17 protein-coding genes are annotated in these 19,561 nt (G+C 50.3%); all 17 read right to left on the reverse strand.

Annotated features, from left to right (window positions below; translation table 11 throughout):
• Positions 1–22: 22 nt before the first annotated feature.
• On the reverse strand, positions 23–2,059 hold the full coding sequence (locus BI292_RS22375; RefSeq protein WP_371918749.1) for a polysaccharide biosynthesis protein: 2,037 nt from the start codon (positions 2,057–2,059) through the stop codon (positions 23–25).
• Between the two features lie 51 nt (positions 2,060–2,110).
• A complete protein-coding gene (locus tag BI292_RS22380; RefSeq protein ID WP_101209199.1) occupies positions 2,111–3,142 on the reverse strand; it encodes a glycosyltransferase family 4 protein in 1,032 nt (343 codons plus the stop codon).
• A gap of 2 nt (positions 3,143–3,144) precedes the next feature.
• The gene (locus BI292_RS22385; RefSeq protein ID WP_101209200.1) at positions 3,145–4,104 is read right to left on the reverse strand and encodes an SDR family oxidoreductase; all 960 of its coding nucleotides are present in this window, start codon (positions 4,102–4,104) and stop codon (positions 3,145–3,147) included.
• Positions 4,104–5,357, reverse strand: a complete 1,254-nt coding sequence (locus tag BI292_RS22390; RefSeq protein WP_101209201.1) for a glycosyltransferase family 4 protein — start codon at positions 5,355–5,357, stop codon at positions 4,104–4,106. Before BI292_RS22390 ends, BI292_RS22385 begins: the two co-directional genes overlap by 1 nt.
• 14 nt (positions 5,358–5,371) lie before the next feature.
• Positions 5,372–6,502: a non-hydrolyzing UDP-N-acetylglucosamine 2-epimerase gene (gene wecB, locus BI292_RS22395; protein ID WP_101209202.1), complete on the reverse strand. Its 1,131-nt coding sequence runs from the start codon at positions 6,500–6,502 to the stop codon at positions 5,372–5,374.
• Positions 6,503–6,901: 399 nt separating this feature from the next.
• Positions 6,902–8,020, reverse strand: coding sequence for a capsular polysaccharide biosynthesis protein CapF (locus tag BI292_RS22400; protein WP_101209203.1), 1,119 nt, complete (start codon positions 8,018–8,020; stop codon positions 6,902–6,904).
• Positions 8,021–8,023: 3 nt separating this feature from the next.
• On the reverse strand, positions 8,024–9,061 hold the full coding sequence (locus BI292_RS22405; protein ID WP_101209204.1) for a polysaccharide biosynthesis protein: 1,038 nt from the start codon (positions 9,059–9,061) through the stop codon (positions 8,024–8,026).
• Positions 9,062–9,074: 13 nt separating this feature from the next.
• Positions 9,075–10,277 carry a glycosyltransferase family 4 protein gene (locus tag BI292_RS22410; RefSeq protein ID WP_178076615.1) on the reverse strand — a complete coding sequence of 401 codons (1,203 nt, stop codon included), beginning with the start codon at positions 10,275–10,277 and terminating at the stop codon, positions 9,075–9,077.
• Positions 10,277–11,449, reverse strand: a complete 1,173-nt coding sequence (locus tag BI292_RS22415; RefSeq protein ID WP_101209206.1) for an EpsG family protein — start codon at positions 11,447–11,449, stop codon at positions 10,277–10,279. The genes BI292_RS22410 and BI292_RS22415 overlap by 1 nt, the downstream gene beginning before the upstream one ends.
• The gene (locus BI292_RS22420) at positions 11,436–12,695 is read right to left on the reverse strand and encodes an oligosaccharide flippase family protein (protein WP_178076616.1); all 1,260 of its coding nucleotides are present in this window, start codon (positions 12,693–12,695) and stop codon (positions 11,436–11,438) included. The genes BI292_RS22415 and BI292_RS22420 overlap by 14 nt, the downstream gene beginning before the upstream one ends.
• A gap of 333 nt (positions 12,696–13,028) precedes the next feature.
• Positions 13,029–14,078 (reverse strand): LPS O-antigen chain length determinant protein WzzB, encoded by a 1,050-nt coding sequence (locus BI292_RS22425; protein WP_101209208.1) that lies wholly within the window; start codon positions 14,076–14,078, stop codon positions 13,029–13,031.
• Positions 14,079–14,187: 109 nt separating this feature from the next.
• Positions 14,188–14,451, reverse strand: coding sequence for a LapA family protein (locus tag BI292_RS22430; protein WP_256592722.1), 264 nt, complete (start codon positions 14,449–14,451; stop codon positions 14,188–14,190).
• Positions 14,448–14,744, reverse strand: a complete 297-nt coding sequence (ihfB, locus tag BI292_RS22435; RefSeq protein WP_101209209.1) for an integration host factor subunit beta — start codon at positions 14,742–14,744, stop codon at positions 14,448–14,450. The genes BI292_RS22430 and ihfB overlap by 4 nt, the downstream gene beginning before the upstream one ends.
• Before the next feature lie 147 nt (positions 14,745–14,891).
• Positions 14,892–15,170, reverse strand: coding sequence for a hypothetical protein (locus tag BI292_RS29235; protein WP_101209210.1), 279 nt, complete (start codon positions 15,168–15,170; stop codon positions 14,892–14,894).
• 190 nt (positions 15,171–15,360) lie between these two features.
• Positions 15,361–17,052 (reverse strand): 30S ribosomal protein S1, encoded by a 1,692-nt coding sequence (rpsA, locus tag BI292_RS22445; protein WP_008148721.1) that lies wholly within the window; start codon positions 17,050–17,052, stop codon positions 15,361–15,363.
• A gap of 120 nt (positions 17,053–17,172) precedes the next feature.
• A complete protein-coding gene (cmk, locus tag BI292_RS22450; RefSeq protein WP_101209211.1) occupies positions 17,173–17,862 on the reverse strand; it encodes a (d)CMP kinase in 690 nt (229 codons plus the stop codon).
• Positions 17,859–19,561: bifunctional prephenate dehydrogenase/3-phosphoshikimate 1-carboxyvinyltransferase (locus tag BI292_RS22455; protein ID WP_101209213.1), on the reverse strand; the 1,703-nt coding region annotated here is incomplete at its 5' end. The genes BI292_RS22455 and cmk, both read right to left, overlap by 4 nt.

Below are 19,561 nucleotides of genomic sequence, written 5' to 3' on the forward strand. Positions count from 1 at the left end.
TACGTTTCAGGATGTGAGGCAATCACGGTTCGAGCCGACGTTGCTGATATATCCAGTCAACAATCTCGCCGTCGGGGGTATAGCCACTGACGGTTTCGCGCAGGAGCTGGCGTACACGCATGTAGTCGTCCTGCTCAACGGAAATGAGCAATTCGGTCAATTTGGTTTTGAGAACATCCCATGGAAAGTGATCTTCATTGGCGGTCATGATCATAGGGTGCTGAGTGGCGGCGACGTTATCGCCGATCAGCAGCTCTTCATACAGCTTTTCCCCAGGACGCAGACCGGTGAATTCAATGGATATGTCCCCGTGCAGATTTTTCTCCGAGCGGACGCTCAATCCCGACAGATGAATCATTTTCTCCGCGAGCTCGACGATTTTTACCGGTTCTCCCATATCGAGGACGAACACGTCTCCGCCCTGCCCCATGGATCCGGCCTGAATCACAAGTTGAGCCGCCTCCGGTATCGTCATGAAATAACGAGTAATCTTTGGGTGCGTTACGGTCAGAGGCCCACCACACTTGATTTGTTTGTGGAACAAGGGAATGACCGAGCCAGAAGAGCCCAGCACGTTACCGAAACGGACCATGGTGAATCGGGTCTTATTGACCTGAGCGACGTTGGTGTCGTCGCCGAAAAGTAACGGCGCCACTTCTCGGCTCAGTGCCTGCAACGTTAGCTCAGCAAGACGTTTAGTACTGCCCATTACATTCGTAGGTCGCACGGCCTTGTCGGTAGAAATCAGCACAAAGTTAGCGACCCCAGCCTTCAGTGCGGCTTGGGCGGTATTAAGAGTGCCAATAACATTGTTAAGGACACCTTCAGCAATATTATGCTCAACCATTGGAACGTGTTTATAAGCTGCCGCGTGATACACGGTATCGACGTGCCAGGTTTTCATAACGTCCAGCAACTTATCCTGATTGCGTACCGAACCAAGGATGGGTAGTAACCGTACCGACAGGGACTCTCTATGGATCCTCTGTTCAAGTTCGGACAAGATACTGTAAAGATTAAATTCGCTGTGCTCGAATAGTAAAAGAGTGGTCGGGCGCAATGCCAGAATTTGCCGACACAACTCAGACCCAATAGATCCTCCCGCCCCGGTTACCAGAACGGATTGACCCTTGATGCAATGTTCGAGTAGATCTGCCTGGGCCGGAACTGCATCACGCCCTAGCAAATCCGCAATATCAACTTCCTGAATGTCATCAACTTTGACTCGGCCGCTGGCAAGATCCATGAAACCGGGGACGCTTCGCACGTGAAGCGGAAAACCTTCAAGGAAACCGAGGATCTCGCGGCGGCGGCCGCGCGTAGCGGAAGGAATCGCCAGTAAGATCTCCTGCGCGCCAGTTTCATCGATCATCTGCTGGATGTGCTTTGCCTTATACACCTGAAGCCCAGAAATAATGCGATCCGCAATACTTTTATCATCGTCAATAAAAGCCACTGGGCGCATGATCCGCCCCATACGCAACGCGGCAACCAGCTGATTCCCAGCAGCACCAGCACCAAAAATGGCGACTCTTGGCAGCCCGTCGTCTCGATTGGTAAAAGGCACATGCTGCGCGGCAGCGAACCAATCTCCCAAAAAATACTGACGCATGGCCAAGCGCAAACCACCGACCATTATCAAACTAAGCCACCAGTAATTGAAGATGATAGAGCGCGGGACGATGTTCTGGTGATTACTGTACCAATAGACGATTACGCCGAGAATCAGTGACGATAAGCTGACAGCCTTGACGATCGCGATCAGCGCGTCATTACCGAAATAACGCATGACAGCACGATACATGCCGAAGCGGACAAACAATGGAATGGCGACGACTGGTGCGCATAAAAACAACCAGGTGTGGGCTAGAAGTGGATTGACCATGTCGTCGATGCCGAGTCGTACCAAAAACGCCAGCCACAACGCAGCCCAAACCAGAACGACGTCTGTCGCAACTTGGATGAGTCGCTTCTGGCGACGTGGTAGCCCCAGCAACAGTGTGCGTAACTTATCCATAACTCCGTTGTGCACCTCGAACCGCTCCCCTATTGAACGCATTTAGCGAGTGTACATGTGTTGACACACTCGCTACTTTAACTGCTTATTAAATCAGTTACCGAGTGTCTGGTTTTTTTCGAGCTCACCTGCATGAAACTTCACTGCCAGTAACAGCAGAGGGATGTACGCGATCACCACACCGACCGCGCCATCTAGGCCGAAGCAAGTGACGCAAAGTGCGATGGGTAGCAACCAGCCGATGTTGATCGCGCCGACTGCCACAGTCACTGGCAGATGCTTTTGATATTTGCGCGAAGCATACTGATAAGCATGGCTGCGATGAGCTTCGTAAACCTTGTCGCCGCGAACCAGACGTCGAATCAACGTGTAGGTCGCGTCAACAATGAAAACCCCCAGAAGGATCAACCAGCTCCAAAGCAGTTGGGGTGCAGACCAGGCCGCATGTATGGAGATGCCTGCCAATACAACACCCAGGAATCCACTTCCCGCATCACCCATAAAGATTTTCGCGGGAGGAAAGTTCCAGAACAGAAAGCCTGCAACTGCCATTGCCAACATGCCTGGAAGCCACACTAATTCGCTGAATCCAATCAACCAATAAAGCAGACAGGCGCTCAGGCAGGTAGAAATTGCTTCTACGCTGGCAACTCCGTCGATCCCATCCATGAAGTTATAAAGATTGAGCATCCAGACCAAATAAAAAGCGCCCATCACGTAACCTAGCCAACCAAGGTCGACGCTCGATCCGAAAAGAGTAATGGCAGGCAAGCCTCCCATCCAAAACAACGCCCATGCTGCGGCGCAAAAATGTCCGAGCAACCGCCAACGTGCCGCGATGTGACCGTGATCATCCATAAACCCCACGACAGCAACCAATGTCCCAGCACCACCTATTGCGACCAGGATCGGCACTTCCACCAACTGAGCCCAGCCAAGAAATGGCAGGACCAGTAAAAATGCGACGACGATTGCAACTCCCCCTCCCCGGGGGGTAGGTATCGAATGCGAGCTTCGAGCGTTAGGAATATCGACAATGCTGCGAGCTATCGCATATCGCCGGAGCGCAGCAGTGAGAACCAACGCAACACCTGCCACTGCCGGGATCAACCACCAAAAATTCATTGTTATTTACTTTCTCTAAAGTGTTGAGCGGTGGCCTTCAGGGCTTCATCTACAGATACTGGTGGCGACCAACCTAATAACGAGCATGTTTTACTGATATCTACTTTCAGCGACCCACACAGTCGATTGGATAAACTTTCTCGGCGCAATAACTTGGCAGCGCTGATTAATACCCACGAAGGTATTGGCAGAAGGCGCGCCGGTCGGTCGAGAGACTTTGCCATCTTTTGCAGTAGCTGAGTAGTGGAAAGGTCTTCGCCATCACTAACTAAGAATGTCTGATTGGCTGCGGCTGAATGGTCGATACACGTCACTATCAAATCCACTAGATTATCCAGAGCGACCAGGCTGCGAGCGTTATGAATAGAGCCAAAAGGTAATGGAACGCCCTTTTCGAGCCAGAGCATCATGTTTCGAAAGTTAGCCTTCACGCCAGGGCCATAAACGAGCACCGGTCGGATGATCACTACTTCTAGCCCAGTTTCATCAGCAAGTTGGCGAAGTCCTTGTTCTGCCTCCAATTTCGATATGCCGTATGGGTCTGCCGGCGCTGGAACATCGTCCGCAGTGTAAGCGGTACCTGGCAGCGTCCCCTCACCATTGACTTTGATGGAACTGATAAAGATGAAGCGCCGGACACCCGCTGCAGCGGCTTGTCGCGCAAGGTTCAAGGTACCCGCCACATTGACTCGCCGAAATGCTGCAAGCGGATCCGCCTCGGTGTCATTCATTACATGAACACGAGCTGCGGAGTGTATGACAACTTCAACACCAGTCAGGCTTTCCTCCCATGACGTATTTCCGTCGACGCTTTCTACGTGGACTTTTTTGACTTTATCTTCGGCAACTATCGATCCATTACGCAAAGCGGCAGTGACGGAATATTTACGCGCGATCAACCGATTCAGAGTCGCACCGCCAACAAAACCCGTGGCACCAGTTAAAAATATGGAGCTCGACATTATTTTGCATCCTTACGTAAAGTCGCGGTGCGGAAAAGCGATTCCAGACGTCCCAGAAGAGTTGTTTTTTCAAAATGACTCAAGTAATAGGATCGACCTGCATCGCCCATGGCTTCGCGCTGCGCCGAGTCGTAGGTTGCCAATCTCATTGTGATTGTGGCAAGTTCGCGTGCGTCACCTGAGGGGCACGAAAAACCGCAACCCGACTCTTCAATGATCCTTGCGGCCTCGCCATTGATCATTCCCAATAAGGGTTTGCTGGACGCTAAATACGCCTGAACTTTTCCAGGAACCGTCTTTTCGAAAACATCATTGGTTTTCAGAGAAACCAGCAACGCGTCAGCGCAAGCGAATATACCCGGCATCGCGCTTAGCGGGTGTCGTCCCAAGAGCAGTACATTGTCCAAGCCTCTTGATTCGACTTGTTCGGTTATCCATTTACTCATGCGCCCGTCCCCGACAATCACCCAACGGACGGAGATGCTCTCCCGCAACGATTCCGCTGCATCCAGGACCGCAGGCAGATCCTGTGCTTCACCCAAGTTCCCGGCAAAGACAACTGTAAATGTAGAATCATCGCGTTCAAGCAAACTGGACGATTGCGAAGTCGCCCCAGAAAAATCATCTTCTGCCCAGCTTGGGAAATACACCAGACGCTCAGGCGCTATTTCTCTCGTGCAATACTGCTTTACGTTGTCGGAGAAACTTTTTGATTGTAAAAGCAAGTAGTCGGCGCGATTATAGATCCATGAAACCACTCGCCCAACGACGCCGAGCAAGAGTGGATTTCGGAGAACTCCGACAGCTCGCAGGGTCTCCGGCCAAAGGTCTAGAACCCAGATAAAGACAGGAACCTTTTTGAGACGACCGATAATAACTGCCGGAATAGCGGCCATAATAGGAGAAACAGCATATACAAAAACTGCGTCAAACTTATCGTTCCGAAGTCGAAAAACCCCTAACGTGGAAGCGCTGAGAAAAAAAGAAAGATAGTTAAGAATCAATCTGACACTTCTATTGCCGCGCGCAACTAAGGGAACCCGTACCACGCGCGCGCCAGAGTATTCATTGAAACCTTCAGGATTGTCCTGGTACTCCGAAAAAACCTTACCCTCCGGATAATTCGGCCATCCTGTCAAAACTGTGACTTCATGACCCTTGGCTGAAAAATCACGGACCAAATCATTAATCCGCATGTTTTCAGGCCAAAAATACTGAGTTACAACCAATATCCTTAATTTACTTTCAGGCATTCCCACAGCTCAACTCAGTACTTTTTCCAAACCACTCGATTCACATAATCGAGATAGCTATGAACAATTCTTACTATCTTCTCGGAGACATTTGGCATGCTGTAATCGCCAACCAGGCGCAAACTGCGCTCCTCGCCACGGCTCTGTCCTTCCAAGACTTGCAGGGCCTGCATAACACGATCCGATTCAAGTCCGACCATCATCACTGCAGCTTCTTCCATGCCCTCTGGCCGTTCATGCGCCTCACGAATGTTCAATGCTGGAAAATTGAGAATCGAAGACTCTTCGTTGATGGTGCCGCTGTCAGAAAGTACAGCTTTCGCATCAAACTGCAACTTGTTGTAATCCTTGAAACCCAGAGGTTTGAGCAAACGTACATTTTTGTGAAACTTCACACCCATCGCGTCAACACGTTTTTGCGTACGTGGATGAGTAGAAACAATGACTGGAAGGTCATAGTGCGCCGCGACCGTATTCAGTACTTCCACCAACTTACCAAAGTTGGTATCTGAATCGATGTTCTCTTCACGATGCGCGCTGACGACAAAAAACTTGCCCTTCTCCAAACCCAGACGAGCTAGTACATCAGAAGAGTCAATCCCCTCACGATAGTAATTAAGCACTTCAAACATAGGGCTGCCGGTTTTGATAACCATATCCGGCGACAAACCTTCCCGCAGCAAATAATCGCGAGCGATTGTGCTGTAGGTCAAATTGATATCTGCTGTGTGATCGACAATACGGCGGTTGATTTCCTCAGGCACACGCATGTCGAAACACCGGTTCCCAGCTTCCATGTGAAAAGTTGGAATTTTGCGGCGCTTCGCGGGAATGACCGCCATGCAGCTATTGGTATCACCCAGAACCAGAAGAGCTTCTGGTTTAACTTCAGCAAGGACGCGATCCACACTAATGATTACATTACCGATGGTCTCCGCGCCGGTTGCACCCGCTGCGTTCAGAAAATGGTCAGGTTTGCGGATTCCAAGATCCTGAAAAAAAATCTCGTTCAGTTCGTAATCGTAATTCTGCCCGGTGTGGACCAGAATATGATCGCAATCCCTGTCAAGGGCCGCCATCACCCGAGACAAACGAATGATTTCTGGGCGAGTACCTACTACGGTAACGACTTTCAGTTTTTTCATTTTTTAAACGTCACATTTGAATTAGTAATAAAAACGATCGACAAATTCTAATCTTGAACTGTCACTAGCGCTATGCATAAGCACTCCAGAAGCATAGCCCGGACTACCAATGGCCGGATGGACCCTAGAATCCGTCTGGCAGGAGCCGAAAAAGCCTATGGACATGCGCAGATCGTCGTCGTATACGGCCGCGAATGGAGCGATTCTGCTAAACAAGCCGAGCGCAGCGAAAATTTGCCAAAAGTCAACAATACGAGCCTGCTTTTGTCCCTGAGAACAATGCTAAACTGGAAGACAGGCTAGCAAAAATTTGACCAACGCGATCACATTTCCGCAAGTAAGAATCCACCATCCGCGCCACCCCACTGTTATTTAGGCAATGGGACGACGCGGGAAACATTAAGCTTCCGTACCAACAGGGAGAGCAAAAGTGTCAGGTGCTTCGCGATCGAAAATTTCGTTTGCCCAGAGCATGACGATCATTTCCTCAGTCCCGGTATTGGTAATGTCGTGAGTCCAGCCCGGTACAGTTTCGACAATCTCCGGCGATTCTCCAGTTGTAAACAACTCGTAGAATTCTCCGGATACAATATGGCGAAACCGAAAACACGCGTTGCCTTTAATGACTAGAAATTTTTCCGTCTTTGAATGATGATAATGCCCGCCACGCGTAATACCCGGGTGAGCAGTAAAATAAGAGAATTGCCCGGAGTCTCGGGTTTTAAGCATCTCAACGAAAACGCCACGCGGGTCGCCATGCTTGGGAACTTCATAAGTGAACCGTTCCGGTGGAAGATAACTCAAGTAAGTCGAATACAGAGCTCTTGTGAGCCCCGTACCTACTGGCTCGGTTATCATCGTCGCGCGGCTGTCCCGAAACGCAGACAACTGCTCTGCCAGTTCCCCAACCGTAATACGGTACTGCGGCTTCACACTAACAAACGGAGTGCCTGCTATCTTTCCTTCCATAACAGCAATGAAGTGAGCAATTACATCATCGATGTAGACAAGGGTAATACTAGCTTGCGGATCATTAATTTGAATCGGAAGATCACGAGCTACATTATTACAGAAGGTGGCGACAGCCGAATTGTAGTTGGGGCGAGCCCATTTACCAAAAACGTTCGGCAATCGAAATAGGTGTACCGCCGAACCGTATTCCGCGTTCAGATCAACTAATACTTGTTCAGCGCCACGCTTGCTGCTGCCGTATGGATTATCCAAGTCAGCTTGAATAGACGAGGTGTAGAGCACAGGAATCTGCCGTCCGCTGGCACGGATAGCGTCGCAAAGCGCGCCGGTCAAGTCGGTATTGCCAGTTTGGAATTCCTGAGGGTTCAGCGGACGATTAACACCTGCCAGATGAAAAACAAAATCGGCTTGGGCAACCAGACTCGGCAAACTTTCCAGGGGATTTTCCCGAGTGAAGCGCACTACTTCGACGTCTGCCTTCTCGCCCAGATGAGCAATGAGATTCTGGCCGACAAAACCATTGGCACCTGTAATCAGAACCTTCATTACTTATTCCTCAGGCGTCGCGTGCTCACCACGCTGGATAGCGCGCATAAAGTTCAGTTTAAGCAGCAGCTGCTGCATACCCTCAACATCAAGGCGTTCAGTATTGTGGGAGTTGTAGTCTTCAGTGCGGGAGATCTTGGTTTCACCCTGCTCTACGAATTTTGCGTAATTAAGATCCCGCAGATCAGGCGGAACGCGGAAATAATCACCGCGATCCTCGGCACAGGCCATTTCTTCACGACTGAGCAGCGCCTCAAACAACTTCTCACCATGACGAGTACCGATAACCTGAACAGGATGATTCGGCACGTTCAGCATATTAATCAATGCTGTCGCCAATACTTCCACGGTCGCGGCAGGAGCTTTCTGAACAAACATATCGCCGTTGGTGCCATGCTCAAAGGCATACAGAACCAAATCAACGGCATCTGCCAATGTCATCATGAAGCGTGTCATATTCGGATCAGTCAAACTTAAAGGTGTGCCGGCTCGGATCTGATCAATGAACAAAGGAATAACGGACCCGCGGGAGGCCATTACGTTGCCATAACGGGTCCCGCAAATTACCGTATTATTATCATTGCGCGACTTTGCAACCATGACCTTTTCCATCATTGCTTTGGATATGCCCATTGCATTGATCGGATAAACGGCTTTATCGGTACTCAGGCAGACAACGCGCTTTACGTTATTCTGAATGGCCGCTTCCAGTACGTTATCAGTGCCAAGAACGTTGGTTTTTACCGCCTCCATCGGGTGGAATTCGCAGGAAGGAACCTGCTTCAAAGCGGCGGCGTGGAAAATGTAATCTACTCCGCGCGTGGCATTAAGCACACTTTGAAAATCTCTAACATCGCCAATGTAAAACTTTAGCTTGGTGTTTGCGTATTTTTTACGCATATCATCTTGCTTTTTTTCATCCCGGCTGAACACACGGATTTCTTTAATATCGGTATCGAGAAACCGCTTCAGCACAGCATTACCGAAGGAGCCAGTGCCCCCAGTGATCAAAAGGGTAGAATTACTGAAAGAAATAGCCATGAGAAGACCCCACTTATAATGATGACATGATAATACTTCTTGCGTTCTCGACACTCAAGTATTTTTCGTAATAACGCCGACCATTCGCGCCGAGTGCAGCGCAAAGCTCAGCGTCGCTAATCAACAAGTCCAACTTCCTTTTTAAACTAGCCACATCACCGGCCACAACAGCGAAGCCGGCACTTATCTTATCTTCCAGAATGGTGCCGAAGTCTGTAACCGGATCCAGCGAAGCAAGCACTGGAAGAGACACTTTAAAATAGTCCAGCGACTTAGATGGAAAGCTAGGCACTGTCAACTTCCGAGAGAGTGATATCAAGCCCACATCGCAAGCCTGCACGACGTGTTGATATTCGTCACGAGGTACGTAATCAATGAATTTCACATTTTCCAAACCTCGAGCAGATGCCAATTTTTCAAGGCGATCTTTCTCAGTTCCTCTACCGATAAAAAGGAATGTAACTTCGCTGCCAGAGTAAAGCACTGCCAGTTCAAGAATATTCTCCAACTCTTGAACTATAGACATCGCACCGCCATAGACAGCAATAAAGCTCGTCGATGGAAGATTATATTTCAACCTTACTGCTGATTTGTCTATCGGCTCCACATCTTTAATCTTCGCCCAAAGCGGCAAAATTTCAACACGCTCTTTATCTACCGCGGGGAAATTCTCAGAGAGGAATTGAGCATTCCCGTCGGTCATACACCCAATCCGATCAAAACTTTTGTACATCAATTCTTCAAGATGGCGAAAAAACCCAAAGAAAAGTTTGTTTCTAATAGCACCGAGGTCTTTTAAATAGTAAGGAAAGAAATCCCAACAAACCAGATAGGATTTTGCATTATATTTTTTCCTGAAAAAACGAGACAATCCTAAAATTGTTACACAGGGTGTATTGGCAATCAACAAGTCACATTTTTTTACTTGTTTTCGCACTTCATATCGCGCCAAAAAAGGAAAAATAAATATTTTTAGTGCCGTACCTACAACCCCCGTATTGTAAAAAATTTCCGGAAGCTTCACTCGAATGACGGTTATGCCGTCTATAACTTTTGTGAACGACACTGGCTCATTCTTTAGCCATGAAAAGACCACGACCGATACGTTATGTCCGTCCTGATCCAGAGAATAGGCCAGCTCGTTGGTAAGCCAGGCGTCCTTTTTATCATCCGCATACTTGGTGGTTAGTAACACAACATCTTTAATCTGCTTCATCATTTGGACCACAGCACGTCTAATTGATTGAGTAGATCGTTAGTCCGATCATGCCCGGTGGAATTTTTTTGATCGTAAAACAGCTGGCTTTGATAGGGTATATAAACTACCGAAAGCGGACTTGAAAGAAAACGATAGAATGGCAAGTACGCGACGATCGCTACTGCAAATACCACAATCAGACGACTCGCGTATGTTACATACTGCAATGCGTTTAATGCACAGCCTACAACGAATATCGCAAAAAAATATTGATATCGGGTAGATAAAGTGGGAAATCCAAATATGACTAAAGGTATGAGAATCCCCAAGAATGCCAAGCGATAAGCTAATGCACTGGAGCCTTTGCCTGAACGCGACTCCCCAGAAGACTCACTTCTCAACCAAGCGCCATATATGCAAGCAAAAATCAGTGCTGATACGGTAGCGAACGCGGTCCGATAAGCAAACGACGCATTGAACACATCGCGATCCAAATAAATCATATATTTTGGATCTACGTAAACTATCAATACCTGGACAACACCGCGGACAATATCAAACGACGCAACGTACAGTACGATAGCGCCGGCGAATATCAGCGCGAAAGTTTTCCGACTAAGCGGAAACATGAACAGTAGGGCGAGAAGAAGTATTCCGCCCACTACGGAGTAGTGGAGCGAGCAAGCGATTGCGAAATATATGAAGCCGGAAGCTTTTCTACCTGAGAAAACTCTGCACACACCGATTAAGAATATGCTGACCGCCAAGCCTTGTCTGAGTAGCGAAAATGTAGGTATAAGATAAAAGTCCGGTATCGAATACATTATCGCCATGACAACCAAGCAATATTTTGGAAAAAAATTCCTTACTGCGGCTGCAATAAACGCAACTTCCAGTATGCTCACCATTGCAGAGAAATGCTCGAATGCCATGCCAGCACTTACGGCAGCTTGAACAGCCCATTCGTAGCCAAACTCAAAATTAAGATAGAAGTTCCCGCCTTCTTGGATTGCGACGTAATGAGATTCATAAATAGGCCAGTCATAGCCGGTTTGGAATTTTAAACCTACAAATAATGCAAGTAGCATGACTTGCACAAAGAACAAATACACTGACGGTAGTGAATGCTTTCTTACTGAGATAACTGCCAGCAACCATACCAGAGCATATATAATATTATACTGCGTCATGCTTCTCATTCTGCTCAGAGGACAAAGATTTGTAGCGACTCAACCAGAACCAGGTTAGCACCATCAACAGCGATACTGCGCCTTGCAGTGGGTATCCATAAGCCATTTTTGCGAAACCGTAAAACTGATAGCAAAGAATGCAAAAGAGCAAATACAGAAATGCGCTCACCATTTCATACACTAGATAAAATCGCACATGCTGCTTTGCTATCATTACGTATAGAAAGATCCAGCTCAGGCATTTCAGTGAATCGCCCAGCACGTAAATCTTCATTATTTCAGCAGCAGCCGCAAATGCGTCGCCATAGATCAACCCAACAGCAAAGCTAGCCAAGAGACGAACAGACACCACCATTACAATCACAAAACAGAGAGTAATCAATCCAAACTTGACCACTACGCTCGTGAGCGCTTTTCCTTCGACTGAACTATATTTAGGAAGCAAGATTGTCGAGAATAGAACACTGCATATTCCCATGTATATATCAGACAAACGTGTAGAGGCATACCACATACCTGCTTCAGCCAAGGCTCCATTAGTAGCTATATAATCCCGCAAAATAATCTGGACGCCATAAACTATTACAACAGAACCCAAAGCCATCAACGAGTATGATAATAGAATTTCTATAATTTCAATATTCAAGCTTGCAAACGGGAGTTTGGGCAGCCTGAATTTAGCCGGCAACAGTAAAACAAGTAATCCAGCCAAAGCAGGCGCGAGAACAATAGAGTAAACAGCGCCCGTCTTTGCAAACAGCAGGGAAAAACCGCAAGTGAAAAGCGCTACGGCAAACGCCGTGATAACAGAATACCAAAAATACTCGCTGTATTTTTGCTCACCATTAAAGTAAGAAATAAAAAGGTTATTCAACCCTAAAAAAAACGCCCCGAGTGGAAGAAGTAGCAAAACACCTACCCATTCTCCCTGGAGAAACAAGTTCGATATGAAGTTGCTGGCAAAGAGCAGCACTACGAGAAATGCAAGACTCAATACACCCAATAGCAGCAATGAAGATTGCAATATTTTATCTTTGGGATGCTTATCTTCCGCGATCAACTTCACGACACCGGTGGTTGTCACGGACGAGGCACCGGCACTTAATATCTGAAGGAAAGACTGAATCTGCCCGACCACTGCCATACCGCTCGGCCCGACATAAAATGCTACAATCTTTAGAGATGCAATAGCGAATATTAGTTTGAAAAACGCTTGGCAACCAATGTTTATAATTGGCCGAATCATTCCCGCTTGCATCCTTGCCTGACCCACCAAAACCGAGCACCTATCATAGATTCACACCAAGAACAACAAGCTTTAAAGTTTTTTCGCCCGCTATTTTCCGGGTCGTGCAACATTTGCTGATTGCTAAGCGGGGCATTATCCCCTAGATGGCACAATAGCGTTACCAGATTTTGCCGAGGAAACGGATTTTTGCTCAACCGAAGCATCGTACCATCCTAGGGGCTCAATCACTGCTCGCAACCCAGTCGTCTATAGCCAGTATTTTTAACATTCACGGAAGACGTACGTTTGCCGTTCAACTCAGCTCCGATCTGACTTCGATTGCACTGATAGCTATACTCGAGCGCGAAACAGTGGCCAGAAGTACCTTGCCAACGCTACTGCCAGACCCAATAAAACCCCAAAAAAGGCGCCCTTGATCAAAATCATTAATTTATCAGGCTTGATGGGGCTATCCGGATCGTCTACTACGCCGTCCTGCCGATAGACTGCGACACTTGATGAATCAATACTAAGATTTTTGAGAAACGAGTACTTGACCTGTAATACTCTCAAACTTGGAATGAAAGGATCATCTGATTGACGCTCTTGCAAACCCAGTATTTCGGCTTGAAGCGCATCGCTACCGCGCATATATAATGTTTGACCATCTACACCTAATGACAACTCGGCAGGGGTTTTACCGCTAATAATGATCGGCTTACCCAGACCTATTGCTTTAGCCACTTCCAACGCCTCACCAAGCACCTTTATTTTATCTTCTCGCTCTCTGCGAGCACTTTCCCGCATACCGATAACTTGCTGGTCTAAATTTCTGGCCCTAACTTGAGCCTCCCTGACAACGTTTTTTATTGTTTCTTTTTTTGCTGCGTCACTGGCATTTCGCACATACGTGCGCACCCACTCACCAGCCTCAGCCGGATCAGAACTCTGTACAGCAACGTAATAACGATCTGGATTATCCTTGCCACCCGCAGAAATGAACAAACGCTTTGAAAAACTTTGATACATTCGATCCCGTGAGCCTTTAAGGCCTTGATCCGGTAGCGACGGCAAATACACTTTGTCGAAGAAAGACTGCCGCAGAGACTCGCTAAAAAGATTACGCGCGAACACGTCATAAATATCTTTTACAGAAAACGGCGGCAAGTCAGAATTCAAGGTTCGGCCGTAGTTAAAATCGGCTATATCATTTTGCGTAGGCGGAAGCATGTAAATTTTTGCTTCGTATAGCGGTTTAGCAGTGAACGCGTAGACCGCCGCTGCCAGCGTTACGAAAATCGCTACACCAACCACCATCCACTTCTGCAACCAGAGCGCTCGGACCAAGACAAAGAGGTCTATTTCATCATTACTTGCCGGGGCGAGTGGGAGGTTGGGCATGGGGACTAGTATCCTCGAAGCAGGAATAGGCATCTGCTACAGAATAATACAACCCGCCTGCGCGGGTGAAATATTAGACGCTCCTACGCCCGCACTGCGCCGAACGGCATCATTGGGAGCGATCCAATTTGTTAGCTCTTACTCTTCGCAAATGAACATACCAAGCGAACAACGGCCCTACTGCCAAGCCAAATAATAACGAGATCAGCATATAAACTGACACGGGAAGACCGGGCATCAACCAACCCAGAAAATGCACGTTGGCCACCTCTTGATTTTCCAGCACGAAAATCACCGTTGCGAACGCCGCCAGGACAAGCAGGCCGTATTTGATATAGCGCAGAGGGGTGAAACCCGGTGCTTTTTTCCTCACGCTCGCTCCTCCTCTTCCTCATTCACCCGATCTCTAAGCTCCTTCCCTGGCTTGAAATGCGGAACAAACTTGCCATCGAGACTAACCGACTGGCCAGTTTTCGGGTTACGCCCAACGCGCGGTGCGCGGTAGTGCAAGGAGAAGCTGCCAAACCCACGGATCTCGATACGATCACCGGTGGCCAAGCATTGGGACATTTGCTCAAGCATGGTCTTGATGGCCAGCTCCACATCCTTGGATGAGAGCAGCCCCTGATGGGTGACAATTCGTTCGATCAACTCCGACTTCGTCATATTTTTCCCTTCTTTTTCAAGCAGCTAGATCAGCGCTTCAAAGGTTTTAGCACGCCCGGAGGAATTTGAACAGCCCAGGGTTTGACATATCTCTTGCAGCTTATTCATGCTCATTTTCGGTGCGTGCACGCACATTCCGGACACTTGCTACCTGCAGACAACCAGCATTGTGCGAGTGACATATCCGGCAGGATTGAAGCCAAAGGGAAACTCATCTTCATCTTTCGCATCATCGGAACGCGCGACTACTTTGTAACCGTCAGGCTTGCACTCCTTGGCAGCTCGTTTTTCGCACTTCCCCCAACTCGACCCCAACCCTGAGCAGTCAATCTCTATGCCACTGACTCCGTGAACCGCATGCGTCTTGGCACTAGTGGCACAACCTGCCAATGCCAACATAGCGATTACGACGATTAACTTGTTCATCCACGTCCTTATGCCGAGCAATCTACCCGACTCTCGTTTGCCTCAGACCTAAGCCTAGCTGCAAATAACCGATTGATCCGATTAAAGAAACAGACAGCACGCGGAGGGCGTTGGTTTCAATTGTGCTCACCAAATCGCAGACACAAAAAAGGGCGACCGAAGTCGCCCTTTTTCTATGGTCTGACAGAACTTAGTTCTGTTTTTCCATTTGTGCACGCAACAGGTCGCCCAGAGTGGTAGGACCAGCAGCGATGCTATCCGAAGGCTTGTCTTTCAAGCTTTGGATGGCTTCTTTCTCTTCAGCATCGTCTTTCGACTTGATGGAGAGCTGGATTACACGGCTCTTGCGGTCAACGCTGATGATCTTGGCTTCTACTTCCTGGCCTTCTTTCAGAACGTTGCGCGCGTCTTCAACGCGGTCACGGCTGATTTCGGAGGCTTTCAGAGTCGCTTCGATATCGTCGGCCAGAGTGATGATGGCGCCTTTAGCGTCAACTTCTTTCACGATGCCTTTAACGATTGCGCCTTTGTCGTTCTCTTGAACGTACTCGGAGAACGGATCGCTTTCCAGTTGCTTGATACCCAGGGAGATGCGCTCGCGCTCTGGGTCAACCGACAGGATAACGGTGTCCAGCTCGTCGCCCTTCTTGAAGCGGCGAACGGCTTCTTCGCCCACTTCGTTCCAGGAGATGTCGGACAGGTGAACCAGACCGTCGATGCCGCCGTCCAGACCAATGAAGATACCGAAATCGGTGATCGACTTGATGGTGCCGGAGATTTTATCGCCCTTGTTGAACTGGCCAGAGAAATCTTCCCATGGGTTAGATTTGCACTGCTTGATGCCGAGGGAGATACGACGACGCTCTTCGTCGATGTCCAGAACCATAACTTCCACTTCGTCGCCGACTTGTACGACTTTCGAAGGGTGGATGTTCTTGTTGGTCCAGTCCATTTCAGAAACGTGTACCAGGCCTTCAACGCCTTCTTCCAGCTCAGCGAAGCAGCCGTAGTCGGTCAGGTTGGTTACACGAGCGGTAACGCGAGTGCTTTCTGGGTAACGGGCTTTGATAGCAACCCATGGATCTTCGCCCAGCTGCTTCAGGCCCAGGGAAACACGATTGCGTTCGCGATCGTACTTCAGAACCTTGACATCGATCTCGTCGCCAACGTTGACGATTTCGGAAGGATGCTTGATACGCTTCCAAGCCATGTCGGTAATGTGCAGCAAGCCATCGACGCCACCCAGATCGACGAATGCGCCGTAATCGGTGAGGTTCTTGACGATACCTTTGACTTGTTGACCTTCCTGCAGGGATTCCAGCAGAGCTTCACGCTCAGCGGAGTTCTCGGCTTCGAGGACGCTACGACGGGAAACGACAACGTTGTTGCGCTTCTGGTCGAGTTTGATGACCTTGAATTCCAGCTCTTTGCCTTCCAGGTGCGTGGTGTCGCGCACAGGACGGACGTCAACCAGAGAACCTGGCAGGAACGCACGGATGCCGTTAACGTCGACAGTGAAGCCGCCTTTAACCTTACCGTTGATAACGCCCTTGACCACTTCTTCGGCTGCGAAGGCTGCTTCCAGAACAATCCAGCATTCAGCGCGCTTGGCTTTTTCACGGGACAGCTTGGTTTCACCAAAGCCGTCTTCAACCGAGTCCAGAGCAACGTGAACTTCGTCACCGACGTTGATAGTCAGTTCGCCAGCATCGTTGTAGAACTGCTCAAGCGGGATGAGTGCTTCAGACTTCAGGCCAGCGTGAACGGTTACCCAGCGAGCTTGGTAATCGATATCAACGATAACACCGGTGATGATGGAGCCTGCCTGAAGGTTCAGGGTTTTTAGGCTTTCTTCAAAGAGTTCCGCAAAGCTTTCGCTCATTTTAATTCCTGTTGAATAAGGGCGAAGGATACGCCCAGCTCCACATCCCAGACGACGTGGGTTACGTTCATTTAAAGAAACAACACAGGACTATGACTGGTCCCCTGGGCCGTTTCTTGGTCACCCGGCGATATCGCGAATGGCGATCTCACTCATGATGCGTTCCAGCACCTGATCGATGGATAATTCCGTGGAATCCAGCTGTATGGCGTCAGCCGCCGGTTTGAGCGGGGCTACCGCTCGCTGGGTGTCACGCTCGTCGCGGACACGTATCTCATCTAGCAGACTCGACAGACTAACACCATCGACTTTGCCCTTCAACTGCAAGTATCGACGGCGCGCACGCTCCTCGGCACTGGCAGTGAGGAAAATCTTCAGCGGCGCTTCGGGAAATACCACCGTGCCCATGTCGCGGCCATCGGCCACCAGACCCGGTGCTTCCTGGAACGCGCGCTGGCGCTGCAGCAGGGCGTCGCGCACCGCCGGCAATGCGGCGACTTGCGAGGCCCATGCGCCGACTTGCTCGTTGCGCAAGTCATCGGTCACATCGTCGCCTTCAAGGATGATCCGCTGCGGATGACCTTCCATCGCCCCGATGAACTGCACATCCAGATGAGCGGCAAGCAGCTTCAACGACTCTTCATTGGTCAGGTCGACGCCATGATTGCGCGCAGCGAAGGCCAGCAAGCGATACAAGGCACCGGAATCCAGCAGGCACCAGCCCAGGCGCTTGGCCAGAATCCCGGCAATAGTGCCTTTGCCCGAACCGCTGGGCCCGTCGATGGTGATGACCGGTGGCTTGATTTTCACGACTGAGCCTCTTGTGCAACGCGGATACCGACCTGTGCGCAAAGCGCCAGGAAATTCGGGAACGAAGTCGCGACGTTGGCACAGTCATGGATGCGGATCGGTGCAGTAGCGCGCAGGGAAGCAACGCTGAAGGCCATCGCGATACGGTGATCGCCGTGCCCGTGCACTTCGCCGCCGCCGATCAGGCCGCCGTCGATGATGATGCCGTCCGGAGTCGGTTCGCACTTGACGCCCAGTGCCAGCAAGCCATCGGCCATGACCTGGATTCGGTCCGACTCCTTGACTCGCAGCTCTTCGGCGCCGCGCAACACGGTGCGCCCTTCGGCACAGGCCGCTGCCACGAACAGTACCGGGAACTCGTCGATCGCCAGTGGCACCAGCGCTTCGGGAATCTCGATGCCTTTGAGTTTAGCTGCTCGTACGCGCAGGTCAGCGACCGGTTCGCCGCCGACTTCACGCTGATTTTCCAGGGTGATGTCGGCGCCCATCAGCCGCAGGATATCGATTACGCCAGTGCGGGTCGGGTTGATCCCGACGTGTTCCAGCACCAGTTCCGAGCCTTCGGCAATCGACGCAGCAACAAGGAAGAACGCCGACGACGAAATGTCACCCGGCACTTCAATGTGCGTCGCGGTCAGCTTGTGCCCGGATTCGACCGATGCCGTTGCGCCATCGACGCTCACTGGATAACCGAAGCCGCGCAGCATGCGTTCGGTGTGGTCGCGAGTCGGTGCAGGCTCGGTGACGGTAGTCTTGCCCTCGGCGTACAGACCGGCGAGCAACAAGCAGGATTTAACCTGAGCACTGGCCATCGGCATGGTGTAGGTCAGGCCTTTGAGCTTGTTACCGCCGCGAATGATCATCGGTGGACGACCTTCAGCGGCGGTCTCGATCACAGCGCCCATCTCGCGCAGCGGATTGGCCACGCGATTCATCGGACGCTTGGACAGCGAGGCGTCGCCGGTCAGGGTGCTGTCGAAGTTCTGCGCGGCCAGCAGGCCGGACAACAGACGCATCGAAGTGCCGGAGTTGCCCAGATAGATCGGGCCCGGCGCAGGCTTCAAGCCGTGCAGGCCGACGCCGTGAATGGTCACGCGGCCGTGGTGCGGACCTTCGATCACGACGCCCATGTCACGGAAGGCCTGCAAGGTTGCCAGGGCATCTTCGCCCTCGAGAAAACCTTCCACTTCGGTGGTGCCTTCGGCGAGTGAGCCGAGCATGATCGAACGGTGGGAAATCGATTTGTCGCCCGGTACGCGAATCCGCCCAGTCAGGCGGCCACCCGGTTGTCCCAGGAAAATCAGGTCGTTGGAGTTCATAGCGTCCACATAAGCCCGGCGGGCCAGGATTTTACTGAAATGTTCGCGGGCAACCCGGGCGCGTGTGAACACGCCCAACAATTGGTGCCCATCCCCTGCATCGACCGCGTCGCGCAAGGCGTCGAGGTCGCTGCGAAATGTATCGAGTGTGCGCAGGACAGCTTCGCGGTTGGCGAGGAAGATGTCGTGCCACATGACCGGGTCGCTCCCGGCGATTCTTGTGAAATCGCGGAAACCGCCCGCAGCGTAACGGAAGATCTCAAGATTTTCATTGCGCTTGGCCAGCGAGTCGACCAAACCGAACGCCACCAAGTGCGGCAAATGGCTGGTCGCCGCCAGCACTTCGTCGTGGCGCTCGACCTGCATGTGCTCGACATCGG

The sequence above is a fragment of the Pseudomonas sp. 43NM1 genome, from assembly GCF_002836905.1.
In the GTDB taxonomy this organism is placed as follows: Bacteria; Pseudomonadota; Gammaproteobacteria; order Pseudomonadales; family Pseudomonadaceae; genus Aquipseudomonas; species Aquipseudomonas prosekii.

Bases quoted from the DNA above. Each gene is read 5' to 3' on its own strand.
- rpsA (WP_008148721.1), bottom strand. From the start codon at position 17,052: ATGAGCGAAAGCTTTGCGGAACTCTTTGAAGAAAGCCTAAAAACCCTG.
- BI292_RS22400 (WP_101209203.1), bottom strand. From the start codon at position 8,020: ATGAAGGTTCTGATTACAGGTGCCAATGGTTTTGTCGGCCAGAATCTC.
- BI292_RS22410 (WP_178076615.1), bottom strand. From the start codon at position 10,277: ATGAAGCAGATTAAAGATGTTGTGTTACTAACCACCAAGTATGCGGAT.
- BI292_RS22385 (WP_101209200.1), bottom strand. From the start codon at position 4,104: ATGTCGAGCTCCATATTTTTAACTGGTGCCACGGGTTTTGTTGGCGGT.
- wecB (WP_101209202.1), bottom strand. From the start codon at position 6,502: ATGAAAAAACTGAAAGTCGTTACCGTAGTAGGTACTCGCCCAGAAATC.
- BI292_RS22405 (WP_101209204.1), bottom strand. From the start codon at position 9,061: ATGGCTATTTCTTTCAGTAATTCTACCCTTTTGATCACTGGGGGCACT.
- BI292_RS29235 (WP_101209210.1), bottom strand. From the start codon at position 15,170: ATGAACAAGTTAATCGTCGTAATCGCTATGTTGGCATTGGCAGGTTGT.
- BI292_RS22375 (WP_371918749.1), bottom strand. From the start codon at position 2,059: ATGCGTTCAATAGGGGAGCGGTTCGAGGTGCACAACGGAGTTATGGAT.
- BI292_RS22390 (WP_101209201.1), bottom strand. From the start codon at position 5,357: ATGCCTGAAAGTAAATTAAGGATATTGGTTGTAACTCAGTATTTTTGG.
- ihfB (WP_101209209.1), bottom strand. From the start codon at position 14,744: ATGACGAAGTCGGAGTTGATCGAACGAATTGTCACCCATCAGGGGCTG.
- BI292_RS22420 (WP_178076616.1), bottom strand. From the start codon at position 12,695: ATGATTCGGCCAATTATAAACATTGGTTGCCAAGCGTTTTTCAAACTA.
- BI292_RS22425 (WP_101209208.1), bottom strand. From the start codon at position 14,078: ATGCCCAACCTCCCACTCGCCCCGGCAAGTAATGATGAAATAGACCTC.
- BI292_RS22380 (WP_101209199.1), bottom strand. From the start codon at position 3,142: ATGAATTTTTGGTGGTTGATCCCGGCAGTGGCAGGTGTTGCGTTGGTT.
- BI292_RS22415 (WP_101209206.1), bottom strand. From the start codon at position 11,449: ATGACGCAGTATAATATTATATATGCTCTGGTATGGTTGCTGGCAGTT.